13 protein-coding genes are annotated in these 15711 nt (G+C 72.7%); 10 read left to right on the forward strand and 3 right to left on the reverse strand.

From position 1 onward, the window contains the following. The first annotated feature begins 14 nt into the window (after positions 1–14). From G6W55_RS21485 to G6W55_RS21505, 5 genes are all read left to right on the forward strand, one after another. On the forward strand, positions 15–2519 hold the full coding sequence (locus G6W55_RS21485) for a ComEC/Rec2 family competence protein (protein WP_309243779.1): 2505 nt from the start codon (positions 15–17) through the stop codon (positions 2517–2519). A 4-nt stretch (positions 2520–2523) separates the two neighbouring features. Further along, a complete protein-coding gene (locus G6W55_RS21490; protein ID WP_175522463.1) occupies positions 2524–3399 on the forward strand; it encodes an arylamine N-acetyltransferase in 876 nt (291 codons plus the stop codon). A 48-nt stretch (positions 3400–3447) separates the two neighbouring features. Beyond that, complete coding sequence (locus G6W55_RS21495) at positions 3448–3693, forward strand: hypothetical protein (protein WP_078633459.1); 246 nt, start codon at positions 3448–3450, stop codon at positions 3691–3693. A gap of 66 nt (positions 3694–3759) precedes the next feature. Next, positions 3760–4746 (forward strand): DNA polymerase III subunit delta, encoded by a 987-nt coding sequence (gene holA, locus G6W55_RS21500; protein ID WP_205069611.1) that lies wholly within the window; start codon positions 3760–3762, stop codon positions 4744–4746. A gap of 69 nt (positions 4747–4815) precedes the next feature. Next, positions 4816–5214: a nuclear transport factor 2 family protein gene (locus G6W55_RS21505; protein WP_175522465.1), complete on the forward strand. Its 399-nt coding sequence runs from the start codon at positions 4816–4818 to the stop codon at positions 5212–5214. 193 nt (positions 5215–5407) lie between these two features. Here the strand turns inward: G6W55_RS21505 and rpsT are convergent, their stop codons facing one another. Next, positions 5408–5674, reverse strand: coding sequence for a 30S ribosomal protein S20 (gene rpsT, locus G6W55_RS21510; protein WP_030779316.1), 267 nt, complete (start codon positions 5672–5674; stop codon positions 5408–5410). A 221-nt stretch (positions 5675–5895) separates the two neighbouring features. On the opposite strand from rpsT, the gene lepA reads away from it, so the two are divergent. The 5 genes from lepA to G6W55_RS21535 all read left to right on the forward strand — a co-directional run bounded on the left by lepA (position 5896) and on the right by G6W55_RS21535 (position 14014). Continuing rightward, positions 5896–7764, forward strand: coding sequence for a translation elongation factor 4 (gene lepA / locus G6W55_RS21515; RefSeq protein ID WP_175522466.1), 1869 nt, complete (start codon positions 5896–5898; stop codon positions 7762–7764). Positions 7765–7997: 233 nt separating this feature from the next. Then, entirely contained in the window at positions 7998–9872 is a 1875-nt protein-coding gene (locus tag G6W55_RS21520; RefSeq protein ID WP_175522467.1) for a long-chain fatty acid--CoA ligase, read from the forward strand. 311 nt (positions 9873–10183) lie between these two features. Beyond that, entirely contained in the window at positions 10184–12076 is a 1893-nt protein-coding gene (locus G6W55_RS21525) for a SpoIIE family protein phosphatase (RefSeq protein ID WP_175522468.1), read from the forward strand. A gap of 27 nt (positions 12077–12103) precedes the next feature. Next, a complete protein-coding gene (hemW, locus tag G6W55_RS21530; protein WP_175522469.1) occupies positions 12104–13336 on the forward strand; it encodes a radical SAM family heme chaperone HemW in 1233 nt (410 codons plus the stop codon). 99 nt (positions 13337–13435) lie between these two features. Then, complete coding sequence (locus tag G6W55_RS21535; RefSeq protein ID WP_175522470.1) at positions 13436–14014, forward strand: Uma2 family endonuclease; 579 nt, start codon at positions 13436–13438, stop codon at positions 14012–14014. Here the strand turns inward: G6W55_RS21535 and G6W55_RS21540 are convergent. Together G6W55_RS21540 and G6W55_RS21545 are read right to left on the reverse strand one after the other, a co-directional pair. Next, positions 13983–14807, reverse strand: coding sequence for a DUF3097 domain-containing protein (locus G6W55_RS21540; protein WP_175522471.1), 825 nt, complete (start codon positions 14805–14807; stop codon positions 13983–13985). The two genes, G6W55_RS21535 and G6W55_RS21540, sit on opposite strands and share 32 nt — an antisense overlap. A 42-nt stretch (positions 14808–14849) precedes the next feature. Then, on the reverse strand, positions 14850–15575 hold the full coding sequence (locus G6W55_RS21545; RefSeq protein ID WP_175522472.1) for an MBL fold metallo-hydrolase: 726 nt from the start codon (positions 15573–15575) through the stop codon (positions 14850–14852). Between the last annotated feature and the right edge of the window lie 136 nt (positions 15576–15711).

A 15711-nucleotide genomic window follows, 5' to 3' on the forward strand; every position in this document is an offset into this window, starting at 1 on the left:
CCGCCCGGCGGGCCGTGCACGTGGTGTCCGGGAGACGGCTGGGCGACGCGCATCCCCGGCAGGAGGGTCCGGCGGATCTGCGCCTGGTCCCGCCCGCGCTCGCGGCCTGGGCGACGGCGGCGCTTGCGCTGGACGCGTCCGTGGCGGTGGCGATCGGCATCGCGCTGGTGTGTCTGGTCGTGGCAGGGGTGCTGTCGGCCCGGGCGAGGGTGCTGTCGGTCCGAACGGAGGTCCTGTCGGCCCGTCGCCGCTGGGCCGGGGTCACCCTCGCCGCCACCCTCCTCTGCGTCGGCGCGGCCGCCGTCTCCGCGGGGCTGCACGGCGCCGATGTGCGGCGGGGGCCGGTGCCGGGGCTGGCGCGGGAGTACGCGATCGTCACGGCCGAGGTCGAGATCGGGTCCGATCCGCGGCTCAGCCGTCCCAAGGTCAGAGGGGACCGTGTGACGTCCGCGGCGGTGCTGGTCCCCGGGGTGGTCCGGCGGGTCGAGATGCGGGACGGCAGGTCCGTGGCGACGCGGACTCCAGTGCTGATGATCGTGGACGCCGAGGAGAGCGCGAGGGCGGAGGCTGCGCGGGCGGAGGCCGGGTCGCCGTGGCTCGGGCTGCTGCCGTCCACCCGGGTGCGGGTCACCGGGCGGCTGGCTCCCGCCACGGTCGGCGGGGACCGTGTCGCCGGTGTGCTGCGGGTGAGGGACGGCGGGCCGCCCTCGGTCGTGGCGGAGCCGTCCGCCGCCCAGCGGGTGGCGGGGCGGCTGCGGGCGGGGCTGCGGGAGGCCACCGACGGGCTCCCGGCGGACGCCAGGGCGCTGCTGCCGGGGCTGGTCGTCGGGGACACCGGGCGGATCACGCCGGAGCTGGACGAGGCGTTCAAGGAGACGGACCTCGCCCACACGCTGGCGGTGTCGGGCAGCAATCTGACGATCATCCTCGCGCTGCTCCTCGGCCCGCCCGGACTGGCCCCACGGGTCGAACGGCGGGGGCTGGCGCCGCGCCTGGGCATCTCGCTGCGGGGGACCGCGCTGCTCGGCGGCGGCCTCACCCTCGGGTTCGTCGTCGTGTGCCGGCCCGATCCGAGCGTGCTGCGGGCGGCGGCCTGCGGAGTCGTCGTGCTGCTCGCCCTCGCCACCGGCCGCCGCAGATCGCTGCTGCCGGCGCTGGCGACGGCGGTGCTGCTCCTGGTGCTCTACGACCCCTGGCTGGCCCGGAGTTACGGGTTCCTGCTGTCGGTGCTGGCCACCGGGGCGCTGCTGACGGTGGCGCCGCGCTGGAGCGCCGGGCTGCGTCGGCGCGGGGTGCCGCCGAGGCTCGCGGAGGCGCTGGCGGCGGCGGGCGCGGCGCAGGCGCTGTGCGCGCCGGTGGTGGCGGTGCTGTCGGCGCGGGTGAGCCTGGTGGCGGTGCCGTGCAACCTCCTGGTGGAGTTCGCGGTGGCGCCGGCCACGGTGCTGGGCTTCGCCGCGCTGGTGACGGCGCCCGTGGCGATGCCGGTCGCCAAGGCGCTGGCGTGGTGCGCGAGTTGGCCGGCCGGCTGGATCGCGGGCATCGCCCGGGCCGGGGCGGCGCTGCCGGGCGGGGGCGTGGACTGGCCGGGCGGCTGGACCGGCGCGCTGCTCCTCGCGCTCGCCACGGCGGCGGTGCTGCTCGTCGTGCGGCGGCTGCTGGGGCGGCCCTGGCTGTGCGCGGTCTGCGGGGTGCTGCTCGTGCTGGCGGTGGTGCAGCCGCCCAGGCTGACCCGGGTGCTCACGGGCTGGCCGCCACCGGGCTGGCGGCTGGCGATGTGCGACGTGGGGCAGGGCGACGCGACGGTCCTCGCGGCGGGCGACGGCACCGGGGTCGTGGTGGACGCCGGGCCGGACCCGGCGCTGGTCGACCGCTGCCTGCGCACGCTCGGCGTCACCAGGGTGCCGCTGGTCGTCCTCACCCACTTCCACGCCGACCATGTCGCCGGGCTGCCCGGGGTGCTGCGCGGGCGGGAGGTGGGGGCGATCGAGACCACCGGGTTCGAGGAGCCGGTGGGGCAGGTGGAGTTCGTGCGGCGGGAGGCGGCGGCGCGGAAGGTGCCGGTGGTGCGGGCGGTGGCGGGGGAGCGGCGCCGGGCCGGTCCCCTCGACTGGGAGGTGCTGTGGCCGCCGCCCCGGCAGACGCCGGAGCCCGAGGGGCCGAACGACGCGAGCGTGGCGCTGGCGGTTCGGTCGGGCGGGCTGCGGATGCTGCTGCTCGGGGATCTGGAACCCCCGGCCCAGCGGGCGCTGGCGCGTTCGCCGGGCGCGGGGCGGTGGAGAGGGGTGGACGTGCTGAAGGTCGCCCATCACGGGTCGGCGTATCAAGATCCGGACCTGATACGCGCGGTGGCGCCCCGGGTGGCGCTGATCTCCTGCGGCGCGGACAACTCGTACGGGCATCCCGCTCCGAGCACGGTCGCGGCGTTGCGCGCGGGCGGTGCGAGGGTGCTGCGGACCGACCGGGACGGGGCGCTCGCGGTCGTGGGTGCGGGCGGTGCGCTGCGCGTGGCGCGAGACTGAGGGCATGGATTCCGTACAGGTCGATTCCCTTCGGCTCGACGCCCGCCAGGTCGACGCCTATCTGCGCCGCCTCTGGGCCGAGCAGCCCGCCTGGCCCACCATCGACGTCCTGCGGGAGCTGCATCTGCGGCATCTGCGGGCCGTGCCCTTCGAGAACCTGTCGGTGCATCTGGGGGAGGAGATCGAGCTGGAGCCGGGGCGGCTGGTGGAGAAGATCGTCGACGGGCACCGGGGAGGGTTCTGTTACGAGCTGAACGGCGCGTTCGGGGCGCTGCTGACGGCGCTGGGTTTCGATGTGACGCTGCTCGCGGCACGGGTGTACGGGGAGCGGGGGGTGCTGGGCATCCCGTTCGACCATCTCGCGCTGCGGGTGCGGACGGTGGACGCCGGGGACTGGCTGGCGGACGTCGGGTTCGGGGCGCACAGCCACTACCCGCTCCGCTTCGAGGACCGGGGCGAGCAGGACGATCCCGGGGGCGTGTTCCGGATCGTCGAGGCCGGTCCCGACCGGGCCGGGGTGAAGGGCGGCGGCGGTCGGGCGGCGCGGCGGTCGGAGGCGGCGGACCTGGACGTCGTGCGCAACGGCTCGCGCGTGTACCGCCTCGAGGTGCGGCCGCGGACGCTGCGCGACTTCGTCTCCGGTGCCTGGTGGCATCGCACCGCGCCGGGGTCGCACTTCACGCAGTCGCTGGTGTGCTCGCGGGTCACGGAGGACGGGGGGAGGGTCACGCTCAGCGGGCGGCGGCTGAAGGTGACCGGCGTCGGCGGGACCAGCGAGGAGAAGGAGTTGGGGACGGACGAGGAGGTGCTGGCGGTGTACCGGGAGCGGTTCGGGATCGAGTTGGAGGAGGTGCCGCGGGTGAGACCGCGGACGGCGTGAGGTGAGGCCCCGGCGATCGCCCCGCGCGCGTACCGGAAAATGGGGCGCGTGAGCGATGTGAGACATGTGCTGGTGCTGCCCGACCGCGATGCCGCGCAGGAGGCGGCGGAGGCGCTCGGGGAGCGGTTCGGGGTGGCGGAGGAGCCGCGGATCGTCCGTGACGCGCTGGCCGGCGAGGACGACGCGGAGGACGCCCAGTGGCTGATCGTGCTGGCGGACGAGGAGAACCGGCTGGACGCGGCGGCGCTGGACGAGTTCGCGGCGGAGTGGGACGGCTGGCGGGAGGAGCCGTAGCCCCGGGCGCCGGCCGAGGCTGACGGGGGGACCCGGCTGTCAGTGGGGCGTGGGATGCTTTCGGGGATGGCCAGGAAGAGTGCGACCGAAGACCCCCTCGCCCCTCTGACGCTCGCCGTGGGGCAGGAGGAGCTGCTGCTCGACCGTGTTGTGCAGGAGGTGGTGGCCGCCGCCCGGGCCGCCGACGCCGACACGGACGTGCGCGATCTGACCCCGGACCAGTTGCAGCCCGGCACGCTCGCCGAGCTGACCAGCCCCTCGCTCTTCGCCGAGCGCAAGGTCGTCGTCGTACGGAACGCGCAGGATCTGTCGGCCGACACGGTCAAGGACGTGAAGGCGTACCTGGGGGCGCCCGCCGAGGAGATCACGCTGGTGCTGCTGCACGCCGGCGGGGCCAAGGGAAAGGCGCTGCTGGACGCCGCGCGCAAGGCGGGGGCGCGGGAGCTGGCCTGTCCGAAGATGACCAAGCCGGCGGACCGGCTGGCGTTCGTGCGGCAGGAGTTCCGGGCCACCGGGCGGTCCGCCACACCGGAGGCGTGCCAGGCCCTGGTGGACGCGATCGGCAGCGATCTGCGGGAGCTGGCCTCGGCGGTGACGCAGTTGGTCGCCGATGTCGAGGGGACGATCGACGAGGCGGTGGTGGGCCGGTACTACACGGGGCGGGCCGAGGCGTCGAGCTTCACGGTCGCCGACCGGGCCGTGGAGGGGCGGGCGGCGGAGGCGCTGGAGGCGCTGCGCTGGTCGCTGGCCACCGGGGTCGCGCCCGTGCTGATCACCAGCGCGCTCGCGCAGGGCGTCCGGGCGATCGGCAAGCTGTCCTCCGCGCGCGGCGGCCGGCCCGCCGATCTCGCCCGCGAGCTGGGCATGCCGCCGTGGAAGATCGACCGGGTCAGACAGCAGATGCGGGGCTGGACCCCCGACGGCGTGGCCTACGCGCTGCGCGCCGTCGCCGAGGCGGACGCGGGCGTCAAGGGCGGCGGGGACGACCCGGAGTACGCCCTGGAGAAGGCGGTCGTGGCGGTCGCGAGGGCGGCCCGTTCCAGGGGCCGATAGGCCCCGCGAAGAGGACAATCGTGGGTGTCAGCCTCATCCACCCCCGTATGGGGAAAGGTGGCGATCGCCATGGCTGAACACCCGCACGCGGCTCTCGTGCGCAAGGGCTACGAGGCGTTCCAGCGCGGGGACATGGACACCCTGCGCTCGCTGATGACCGGGGACTGTACGCACCACGTTCCCGGCTCCCACCCGCTGTCGGGCGACTACAAGGGGATCGACGCGGTCCTCGGCGACTACTACGGCCGGCTCGCCGCGGAGACGGGCGGGTCGTTCCGGGTGGAGCTGCTCCATGTCTTCGTCGACGGCCGGGGGCACGCGATGACCGTGCACCGTTTCACCGCCGACCGAGGTGACCGGCACATCGACGAGAACGGAGGCATCGTGTTCCGGATCGTCGGCGACAAGATCAGTGACCTGGACGAGTGCGTCGAGGACATGGACCAGGCCGACGCGTTCTGGTCGTGAGGCCCATACCGAAGGCCCCGGCCGCCACTCGCCCCGAGACGGGGTGTGGGACGGCCGGGGCCTTCGGTTCAAGCTGTCGGATCCGCGCCCGCGTGGCGAACGCAGGCCGCGCGCGGGTCCTAGGGGTGCCGGTCGGGAGCGGATGAGAGAGGGCCCGCTCTGGGTCCTTCCGGCGGTCAGATCAGATAAGGGTTCAGCCCTTGAGGGTCGCGACCTTGGAAGCCAGCGCCGACTTCTTGTTGGCGGCCTGGTTCTTGTGGATGACGCCCTTCGAGACGGCCTTGTCGAGCTGACGCGCGGCGACGCGCTGGAGCTCGGTGGCCTTCTCGACGTCACCCGCGGCAGCGGCCTCGCGGGCCTTGCGGATCGCGGTCTTCAGGGAGGACTTGACGGCCTTGTTGCGCAGCCGGGCCTTCTCGTTGGTCTTGATCCGCTTGATCTGGGACTTGATGTTCGCCACGAATGAGCCTTTGCAGGTTCAGGCACGGGACCGCTCGGGACCCGCGCCAGGTGATTTCTGAAGCGTGTCTCGCGCTGAGAGGGCATGAGACACAGCCCTCCACGTTACCAGCGGCCCCGAGGATGGCCCAAACCGGTCCCCGGTCGCCGCCCGTGGGACCATGGAACCTACGTATCGATCCGACCCGAGGCACGAAGGCGCCTCAAGAGACAGGACCCTGCGTGCCCGCGACCCCTAAGAATGTGCCCGAGCCGAGCCGTACCGACCCGGCTCTGATCCGCAATTTCTGCATCATCGCGCACATCGACCACGGCAAGTCCACGCTCGCCGACCGGATGCTCCAGCTCACCGGCGTGGTCGAGCAGCGGCAGATGCGTGCTCAGTACCTCGATCGCATGGACATCGAGCGTGAGCGCGGAATCACGATCAAGTCCCAGGCGGTGCGACTGCCGTGGGCTCCGACCCAGGACCCCGGCAACACGCACATCCTCAACATGATCGACACGCCGGGGCACGTCGACTTCACGTACGAGGTCTCGCGGTCGCTCGCGGCCTGCGAGGGCACGATCCTCCTCGTCGACGCGGCCCAGGGCATCGAGGCGCAGACCCTCGCCAACCTCTACCTGGCGATGGAGAACGACCTCACGATCATCCCCGTGCTGAACAAGATCGACCTGCCGGCCGCGCAGCCCGAGAAGTTCGCGGAGGAGCTGGCCAACCTCGTCGGCTGCGACCCCGACGACGTGCTGCGGGTCTCCGCGAAGACCGGCGTCGGGGTCGACGCGCTCCTGGACCGGGCCGTCCGGGACATCCCGGCGCCGGTCGGCGTCAAGGACGCCCCCGCCCGCGCGATGATCTTCGACTCGGTCTACGACTCCTACCGGGGCGTGGTCACGTACGTCCGTGTCATCGACGGCCAGCTCAACAAGCGCGAGCGGATCCGGATGATGTCCACCGGCGCCACCCACGAGCTGCTGGAGATCGGCACCAACTCGCCCGAGATGCTGGCCGCGGACGGCCTGGGCGTCGGCGAGGTGGGCTATCTGATCACCGGTGTGAAGGACGTCCGCCAGTCCAAGGTCGGTGACACCGTCACCAGCCAGGCCAAGGGCGCCACCGAGGCCCTCGGCGGGTACAAGGACCCCAAGCCGATGGTCTTCTCCGGCCTGTATCCGCTGGACGGCTCCGACTACCCCGAGCTGCGCGAGGCCCTCGACAAGCTCCAGCTCAACGACGCCGCGCTGGTCTACGAGCCGGAGACCTCCGCGGCCCTCGGCTTCGGCTTCCGCGTCGGTTTCCTCGGTCTGCTGCACCTCGACGTGATCCGGGAGCGGCTGGAGCGCGAGTTCGGCCTCGACCTGATCGCCACCGCGCCGAACGTGGTCTACCGCGTGGTGATGGAGGACGGCACCGAGCATGTCGTCACCAACCCGAGCGAGTTCCCCGAAGGCAAGATCAACGAGGTCTACGAGCCGGTGGTGCGGGCGACCATCCTGGCGCCGACCGAGTTCATCGGCTCGATCATGGAGCTGTGCCAGACGCGGCGCGGCACCCTGCTCGGCATGGACTACCTCTCCGAGGACCGGGTCGAGATCCGCTACACCCTGCCGCTCGCGGAGATCGTCTTCGACTTCTTCGACCAGTTGAAGTCCAAGACCCGCGGCTACGCGTCGCTGGACTACGAGCCCACCGGCGAGCAGACCTCCAGCCTGGTCAAGGTCGACATCCTGCTGCACGGCGACAAGGTGGACGCCTTCTCGGCGATCACCCACAAGGACGCCGCGTACGCGTACGGGGTGCGGCTCGTCGCCAAGCTGCGCGAGCTGATCCCGCGGCAGGCGTTCGAGGTGCCCATCCAGGCGGCCATCGGCTCCCGGGTCATCGCCCGCGAGACCATCCGCGCCATCCGCAAGGACGTCCTCGCCAAGTGCTACGGCGGTGACATCTCCCGTAAGCGGAAGCTGCTGGAGAAGCAGAAGGAAGGCAAGAAGCGGATGAAGATGGTGGGATCCGTGGAGGTTCCGCAGGAAGCCTTCATCGCGGTGCTGAGCAGCGACGACAGCGCGGGCTCCGGCAAGGGCAAGAAGTAGCCCGGCGGACACCGCCGTTCAGGGCCCGTCGCGTCGTGTCGCGGCGGGCCCCGCCTCGTACTGAGGGGAAAGTAACCCTCCGTGGCCCCTTACGCGGCGGGCGGTCGCCCTCTACTCTGATCCCTGCTCGGTAGTTACTCGTGAGTTAAACAACGGCCACGAGTTACGTAGTAGTTGTGAGTGAAAACAGCCGCATTGAGCCAGCCGCACCGTCGCGGGCCCCGGAGGATGTCGTGAGCGACACACAGACACTGATCGAGAACCGTCCGCCGTCCGTCGCGGGGCTCTTCCTGGAGCGCGTGTCGGTCACGCCCGACGCGGAGGCGTACCGGTATCCGGTCCCCGACGCGTCCGGCCAGGGCCCCGACGCCTGGGCGTCCCTGAGCTGGGGACAGGCCGCCGAACGGGTCTTCGCGATCGCGGCCGGCCTGATCGAACTGGGTGTGGAGCCCGAACAGCGGGTGGCGCTGGCCGCCTCCACCCGGATCGAGTGGATCCTCGCCGACCTCGGCATCATGTGCGCCGGCGCGGCCACCACCACGGTGTACCCGCAGACCAACGCCGAGGAGTCGGCGTACATCCTCTCCGACTCCGAGAGCCGGGTGCTGATCGCGGAGGACGCCGCGCAGCTCGCCAAGGCCGTGGAGAAGCGCGCCGAGCTGCCCGCGCTCACCCATGTCGTGGTGATCGACCCGGCCGGGGTGGAGAGCGACGACTTCGTCCTCACCCTCGACGAGCTGGAGAAGCGCGGTGCCGCCCGGCTGGAGCGGGACGCCCAGCTCATCAAGGAGCGGGTCGGCGCGATCACCAAGGACCAGCTCGCCACCCTCATCTACACCTCGGGCACCACCGGCCGCCCCAAGGGCGTACGGCTGCCGCACGACAACTGGTCGTACATGGCGAAGGCGATCGCCGCGACCGGGCTGGTGGGCGCGGACGACGTCCAGTACCTGTGGCTGCCGCTCGCGCACGTCTTCGGCAAGGTGCTCACCTCCGGCCAGATCGAGGTCGGGCACGTCACCGCCGTCGACGGCCGGGTCGACAAGATCATCGAGAATCTGCCGGTGGTCCAGCCGACCTACATGGCGGCCGTGCCGCGCATCTTCGAGAAGGTCTACAACGGGGTCGCGGCCAAGGCACGGGCCGGCGGCGGCGCCAAGTACAAGATCTTCCAGTGGGCGGCGGAGGTCTCCCGCGAGTACGCCAAGGTCACCCAGGACAACTTCAAGCGCACCGGCAACCGCACCGCGCCGGTCGGGCTGACCGCGAAGCACAAGGTCGCCGACAAGCTCGTCTACGCCAAGATCCGCGAGGCGTTCGGCGGCAACCTGCGCGCCTGCATCTCCGGCTCGGCCGCCCTCGCGCCCGAGATCGGCTACTTCTTCGCCGGCGCCGGCATCCACATCCTGGAGGGCTACGGCCTCACCGAGTCCTCCGCGGCCTCCTTCGTGAACCCCGGCGAGGCGTACCGCACCGGCACGGTCGGCAAGCCGCTGCCCGGCACCGAGGTGCGCATCGCGGACGACGGCGAGATCCTGCTGCGCGGCCCCGGCATCATGGAGGGCTACCACGGGCTGCCCGACAAGACCGCCGAGGTGCTGGAGGCCGACGGCTGGTTCCACACCGGTGACATCGGTGAGCTGTCCGCGGACGGCTATCTGCGCATCACCGACCGCAAGAAGGACCTGATCAAGACGTCCGGCGGCAAGTACATCGCGCCGGCCGAGGTCGAGGGCCAGTTCAAGGCGGTCTGCCCGTACGTCTCCAACATCCTGGTGCACGGCGCCGACCGGAACTTCTGCACCGCGCTCATCGCGCTGGACGAGCTGTCCCTGCTGGACTGGGCCAAGGACAACGGCCTGGCGGGCAAGTCCTACGCCGAGGTCGTCGCCGCCCCGGCCACGGTCGCCCTCGTCGAGGGGTACGTGCAGCAGCTCAACGAGGGTCTCCAGAAGTGGCAGACCATCAAGAAGTTCCGTCTGCTGCCCCGCGACCTCGACGTGGAGCACGGCGAGATCACCCCGAGCCTGAAGCTCAAGCGGCCGGTCGTGGAGCGCGAGTACAAGCACCTGATCGACGAGATGTACGCGGGCACCCGCGAGGCGTGATCCCGCGCCCCACGACGTCCCCCAGGACGTCTCCCGGAACGCCCCCCAAGGCGTAGGACGGACGGCTCCGGAAGGGCACTCGCCCCTTCCGGAGCCGCCGTGCGTCGGTCGCGTCCCGCCACACATGGGCGTTTGGCATAGTCCGGACGGGCACAAGGCGGTGGCAGAGCGGTCGGTTCCGGTCAGGGTCGGGGCACTGTCCTCACTCATGGCGCCCCTCTTCGGTAACCCCTTGCTTATGGGCGGGGCCCGTCTGTCACTCTGGCGGCACTGACCGAGGCGTTGTCCTCCGACCGTGCCGGGAGCTGTGCATGGGGGCCATTCCGACCCAGCGGGAGTTCTCCCGTGCCGGGGACGCGCCGGCCCACGCCTTCCGGGCCGTGCCGTCGCCGTACGCCGAGGTCACCCTGAACGGCGGCCCGCTCGCCCCCGGCGCCGCCCGTGACCTGGTCCGGAGCACCCTCGCCGACTGGGCCGGGCTCGGCCTGACCGGCGCCGGACGGCCCGTCGAGCGCCTCGCCGAGGACGCGATACTCGTCGTCTCCGAACTGGTCACCAACGCCGTCGTGCACGCCGGCACCGACATCACGCTGCTCTGCCGGCTGGACGAGGAGCCCGGCGGGAGTGCCGTGGTGGTCGAGGTGTCCGACCGGCACCCCTCCCGCCCGCCCCGCGACAGCGGCCCCCACCAGGGCGGCCCCGAGGCGTCGTACGAGATCCCGGAGTTCGGCCGGGGCCTGCGGCTGGTCGCGGCGCTGGCCGACGCCTGGGGCGTGACGTACCGCAGGGGCAGCAAGACGGTCTGGGCGCGGCTGGTGCCCACCGAGCCGTACGAGGACGTCGAGGGCACCGGTACCGACGCCTTCGGGCTCCTCGAGGCCCTCGCCCCCGATCCGCAGCCCGCCGGGCCCGACGGCCGCGACTGGCTCAACCGCGGCGCCCTGTCCTTCCTCGCCGAGGCGTCCGACCTGCTCGCCGGGCAGCTCGACGAGGACCTGGTCGCCGCCCTCACCAGCCAGCTCCTCGTGCCCCGGCTCGCCGACTGGTGCGCGGTCTGGCTGGAGGACGAGCTGAGCGGCGGCGCGGGCGGCGAGTGGTCCGGCGGACCCGGACCCCGGCTGGCCCGGGTCTGGCACGGCAGCGAGCACCGCGTCGAGGAACTCCGCCGCGCCCTGGAGAAGGACCCGCTCCGCCCGCCCGAATCCCTCGGCTCGGGACCGACGCCCTTCCCCTGGCCCGCCGCCGCGCTCGGCCCGCACGGCACGGCCCTCGCCTACCGGCTGATCGCCGGCGGCCGCCCGCTGGGCACCCTGGTCATCGGCAGGACCGCCCCGGACGGCTTCCCCGACGAGGTCACCGGCCTGGTGGAGGACCTCGGCCGCCGGGTCGCGCTCGCCATCGGCGCGGCCCGCCAGTACGCCCGCCAGGCCACCATCAGCGCCGTCCTCCAGCGCGGCCTGCTGCCCGGCGCGGTCGCCGAGATCCCCGGCGTGCGCAGCGCCCTCGTCTACGAACCCCGCGAGCAGGGCGGGCCCAGCGGCGACTTCTACGACCTCTTCCCGGCCGGCGACGGCCGCTGGTGCTTCGCGATCGGCGACGTCCAGGGCAAGGGCCCGGAGGCGGCCGTGGTGATCGGCCTGGCCCGCCCCTGGCTGCGGCTGCTGGCCCGCGAGGGCTACGGCGTCGCCGACGTCCTGGACCGCCTCAACCAGCTCCTCCTGGACGACGCCACCGAGGCCGCCGACGCCGCCGCCCGCGCCTTCGTCGGCCCCGGCCCCGCCGACGGCCCCCAGACCCGCTTCCTGTCGCTCCTCTACGGCGAACTGGCCCCCTTCGAGGGCGGCGTGCGCTGCACCCTCGCCTCCGCCGGACACCCGCTGCCGCTGCTCCTGCGCCCCGACGGCTCCGTCGCCACGGTCGCCCGCCCGCAGACCCTCCTCGGGGTCGTCGAGGAGATCACCTACGGCTGCGACTGCGTGGAGCTGCGCTCCGGCGACACCCTGCTGTGCGTCACCGACGGGGTGACCGAGCGCCGCTCGGGCTCCCGCCAGTTCGACGACGGCGACGGCCTCGCCGCCGCGCTCGCCGGGTGCACGGGCCTCGACGCGGACCTGATCGCCGAGCGGATCCGCCGTCTCGTGCACGACTTCGGGGAGCGTCCGCCGCAGGACGATCTGGCCCTGCTGGTCCTCCAGGCGGAGTAGTCCCGCCGGTCCTGGACAATGGACCCCATGCCTTCCGCACTTCCCGACGGCGAGCCGGTCCCCGACGACGGCACACTCCCGGCGTCCGCGCTCACCGGCGCCGCCGACCGCCCCCTCGGGTTCTACCTGCACGTTCCCTACTGCGCGACCCGCTGCGGGTACTGCGACTTCAACACCTACACCGCCACCGAGCTGCGCGGCACCGGTGGCGTCCTCGCCTCCCGCGACAACTACGCCGACACCCTCACCGACGAGATCCGCCTCGCCCGCAAGGTCCTCGGCGACGACCCCCGCGAGGTCCGCACGGTCTTCGTCGGCGGCGGTACGCCGACCCTGCTGGGCGCCTCCGACCTGGTGCGGATGCTGCGCGCGATCCGGGACGAGTTCGGGCTCGCGCCGGACGCCGAGGTGACGACGGAGGCGAACCCGGAGTCGGTCGACCCGGCGTATCTGGCGGCCCTGCGGGCGGGCGGCTTCAACCGGATCTCCTTCGGCATGCAGAGCGCCCGGCAGCACGTCCTGAAGGTCCTCGACCGCACCCACACCCCCGGCCGCCCCGAGCGGTGCGTGGCCGAGGCACGCGCGGCCGGCTTCGAGCACGTCAACCTCGACCTGATCTACGGCACCCCCGGCGAGTCCGACGACGACTGGCGGGCCTCGCTGGACGCGGCGCTCGGCGCGGGCCCCGACCACGTCAGCGCGTACGCCCTGATCGTCGAGGAGGGCACCCAGCTCGCCCGGCGGATCCGGCGCGGCGAGGTCCCGATGACCGACGACGACGTCCACGCCGACCGCTATCTGATCGCGGACGAGGTGATGTCGGCGGCGGGCTACGACTGGTACGAGGTCTCCAACTGGGCCGCCTCGCCCGCGGCCCGCTGTCTGCACAACGAGCTGTACTGGCGCGGCGCCGACTGGTGGGGCGCGGGCCCCGGCGCGCACTCGCACGTCGGCGGGGTGCGCTGGTGGAACGTCAAGCACCCGGGCGCCTACGCGGCCGCCCTCGCCGCGGGCCGCTCGCCCGGCGCGGGGCGCGAGCTGCTGTCGGAGGAGGACCGGCGCGTCGAACGGATCCTGCTGGAGCTGCGGCTGCGGGACGGCGTCCCGCTGTCCCTGCTGCGCCCCGCGGGCCTGGAGGCGTCCCGGCGGGCCCTGTCCGAGGGACTGCTGGACCGGGCCCCGTACGACGACGGGCGGGCGGTGCTGACCCTGCGGGGGCGGCTGCTGGCGGACGCTGTGGTGCGGGACCTGGTGGACTGATCACCCCGGCGGGTGAATCCCCCCGGAACGCGGGTTCGGTGCCTAACCTGATTCGTAGGCTGCCGCCAAAAGGACGCGGCGGATGCGGAGGCCATGGAGATGACCGCTGTGGACGAACGCGGGATGACCAGGTTCTTCCAGGAGCTCGAGCCTCCCGAGGGCGTCAAGGTTGAGCTTCTCCGGGGGGAAATCGTGATGATGGCCACTCCCGATCTGGTGCACAACCGGATCGTGGTGGACGTGCAGGATCAGATCCCGCGTGAGCGCTGGGAGCGACTCCAGACGACCGATGTGGACATCAGTGGCGAGGCCAGCGAGCCCATCCCGGACCTGGTGGTGCTGGAACGTGGCACGGCCCCTGCCTCGGGCAACCTGCTCCCGTCCCCGTTGATCACCTTGGTCGTCGAGGTGGTCTCGAAGACAAGCATCGACCGGGACTATGGGGCCAAGCGTTCCATCTACGCGGCAGGCAAAATCCCTGTCTACCTGATCATCGACCCGATCATGGCGCACTGCGTTACGTTGACCGACCCTGTCGGCGCAGGACACGAAGCCGACTACCGTGCGCAGTGGATCACGAAGTTCGGTGAGCCTGTGCTGCTCGACATGCTTGGCGTGGAACTGGACACGAGCGACTTCGGAACGCTCAACGGAGTCCGGCGTCACCGGCTGCCGTAACAAAGTCGATCAGCTCCTCCACCCTCCCCAGCAGCTCCGGCTCCAGGTCCCGGTAGGACGTCACCCGGGCCAGGATCGCCTGCCACACCGCCCCCGTGTTCTCCGCCGGCCAACCCAGCGCCCGGCACACGCCCGTCTTCCAGTCCTGACCGTGCGGGACCCGCGGCCAGGCGTCGATGCCCAGGACCGACGGCTTCACCGCCTCCCAGACGTCGATGTACGGGTGCCCCACCACGAGCGCGTGCTCGCCGGTCACCGACCGGGCGATCCGCCACTCCTTGGAGCCCGGCACCAGATGGTCCACCAGTACCCCCAGCCGGGCGTCAGGACCCGGGGCGAAGTCGGCGACGACCGCCGGGAGGTCGTCCACGCCCCCCAGGTACTCCACGACCACGCCCTCGATCCGCAGGTCGTCGCCCCACACCTTCTCCACCAGCTCGGCGTCGTGCCGGCCCTCCACGTAGATGCGCCCGGCGCGCGCGACCCGGGCCCGGGCGCCGGGGACGGCCACCGAACCGGAGGCGGTACGGGAGGGACGTACCGGAGCACCCGACGACGGCCGTACGAGGGTCACGACCCGGCCCTCGAGGAGGAAGCCGCGCGGCTCCAGCGGGAACACCCGGTGCTTGCCGAAGCGGTCCTCCAGGGTCACCGTGCCCGCCTCGCAGCGGATCACCGCGCCGCAGAAACCGGTCCCGGGCTCCTCCACCACCAGGCCGGGCTCCGCCGGGACCTCGGGGACGGGCTTCGGCTTCTTCCAGGGAGGGGTCAGATCGGCGGAGTACTGGCGCATTCGGATGACGATAGGAGAAGCGCCGGCCCGATCGCTCCCGGATCAGCGCGACACGCCGAAACGCGCCGCCAGCGCCTCGCGCTGCGCCCGCACGAACGCGGCGTCCACCACCGCCCCGTGACCGGGCACGTACAGGGCGTCCTCACCGCCGAGGTCCAGCAGCCGGTCCAGCGCGGCCGGCCAGTGCGAGGGCACCGCGTCCGGGCCCGCCTGCGGTTCGCCGGACTCCTCGACCAGATCGCCGCAGAACACCACTTCGGGCGAACCGGAGGCGCCGGGGACCAGGACCACCAGGTCGTGGGCGGTGTGGGCGGGGCCGACGTTCGCGAGCAGCACCTGCCGGGCGCCGCCCAGATCGAGGGTCCGCTCCCCGCACACCAGGTGGTGGGGCCGTACCAGGACGTCCGCGGCCTCCGTCGCCGCCGCCTCGTCGAGCCCGTGCCGCACCGCGTCCGCCCGCAGCTCCTCCGCCCGTACCGTCTCCAGACCCACCGCCCCGAAGATCTCCGCGCCCGCGAACGCCGCGGCGCCGAACACATGGTCGAAGTGGGGGTGGGTGAGCGCGAGATGGGTCACACGACCGCCGGCCAGCTCCTCCGCCTCGGCCCGCAGCCGCGCCCCCTCCGCCACACTCGCCCCGGCGTCCACGAGCAGGGCCGAGCCCGCCCCGACGACCAGCCCCGCCGTGCAGTCCCAGCCCGGCAGCCGGCACCGCCCGACCCCGGCCGCGACCCGCTCCCACCCCAGCTCTTCCCAAGTCACCGTCATACCGCGACGCTAACGGTATGGCCGGCGGCACCCCTTGACCTTGCCCCGGGTGTACCCCACCGCCGTACACTGGCGGGGGAACGCTGGCACTCGAACGGGAAGAGTGCCAGGCGAGGAGCCCGGGGGACCGGTGCAC

It is taken from the genome of Streptomyces sp. CAI-85 (assembly GCF_013363615.1).
Taxonomy (GTDB): domain Bacteria; phylum Actinomycetota; class Actinomycetes; order Streptomycetales; family Streptomycetaceae; genus Streptomyces; species Streptomyces antibioticus_B.

Bases quoted from the DNA above. Each gene is read 5' to 3' on its own strand.
- G6W55_RS21490 (WP_175522463.1), top strand. From the start codon at position 2,524: ATGGATTCCGTACAGGTCGATTCCCTTCGGCTCGACGCCCGCCAGGTC.
- holA (WP_205069611.1), top strand. From the start codon at position 3,760: ATGGCCAGGAAGAGTGCGACCGAAGACCCCCTCGCCCCTCTGACGCTC.
- G6W55_RS21505 (WP_175522465.1), top strand. From the start codon at position 4,816: ATGGCTGAACACCCGCACGCGGCTCTCGTGCGCAAGGGCTACGAGGCG.
- G6W55_RS21525 (WP_175522468.1), top strand. From the start codon at position 10,184: ATGGGGGCCATTCCGACCCAGCGGGAGTTCTCCCGTGCCGGGGACGCG.
- hemW (WP_175522469.1), top strand. From the start codon at position 12,104: ATGCCTTCCGCACTTCCCGACGGCGAGCCGGTCCCCGACGACGGCACA.
- G6W55_RS21535 (WP_175522470.1), top strand. From the start codon at position 13,436: ATGACCGCTGTGGACGAACGCGGGATGACCAGGTTCTTCCAGGAGCTC.
- G6W55_RS21540 (WP_175522471.1), bottom strand. From the start codon at position 14,807: ATGCGCCAGTACTCCGCCGATCTGACCCCTCCCTGGAAGAAGCCGAAG.
- G6W55_RS21545 (WP_175522472.1), bottom strand. From the start codon at position 15,575: ATGACGGTGACTTGGGAAGAGCTGGGGTGGGAGCGGGTCGCGGCCGGG.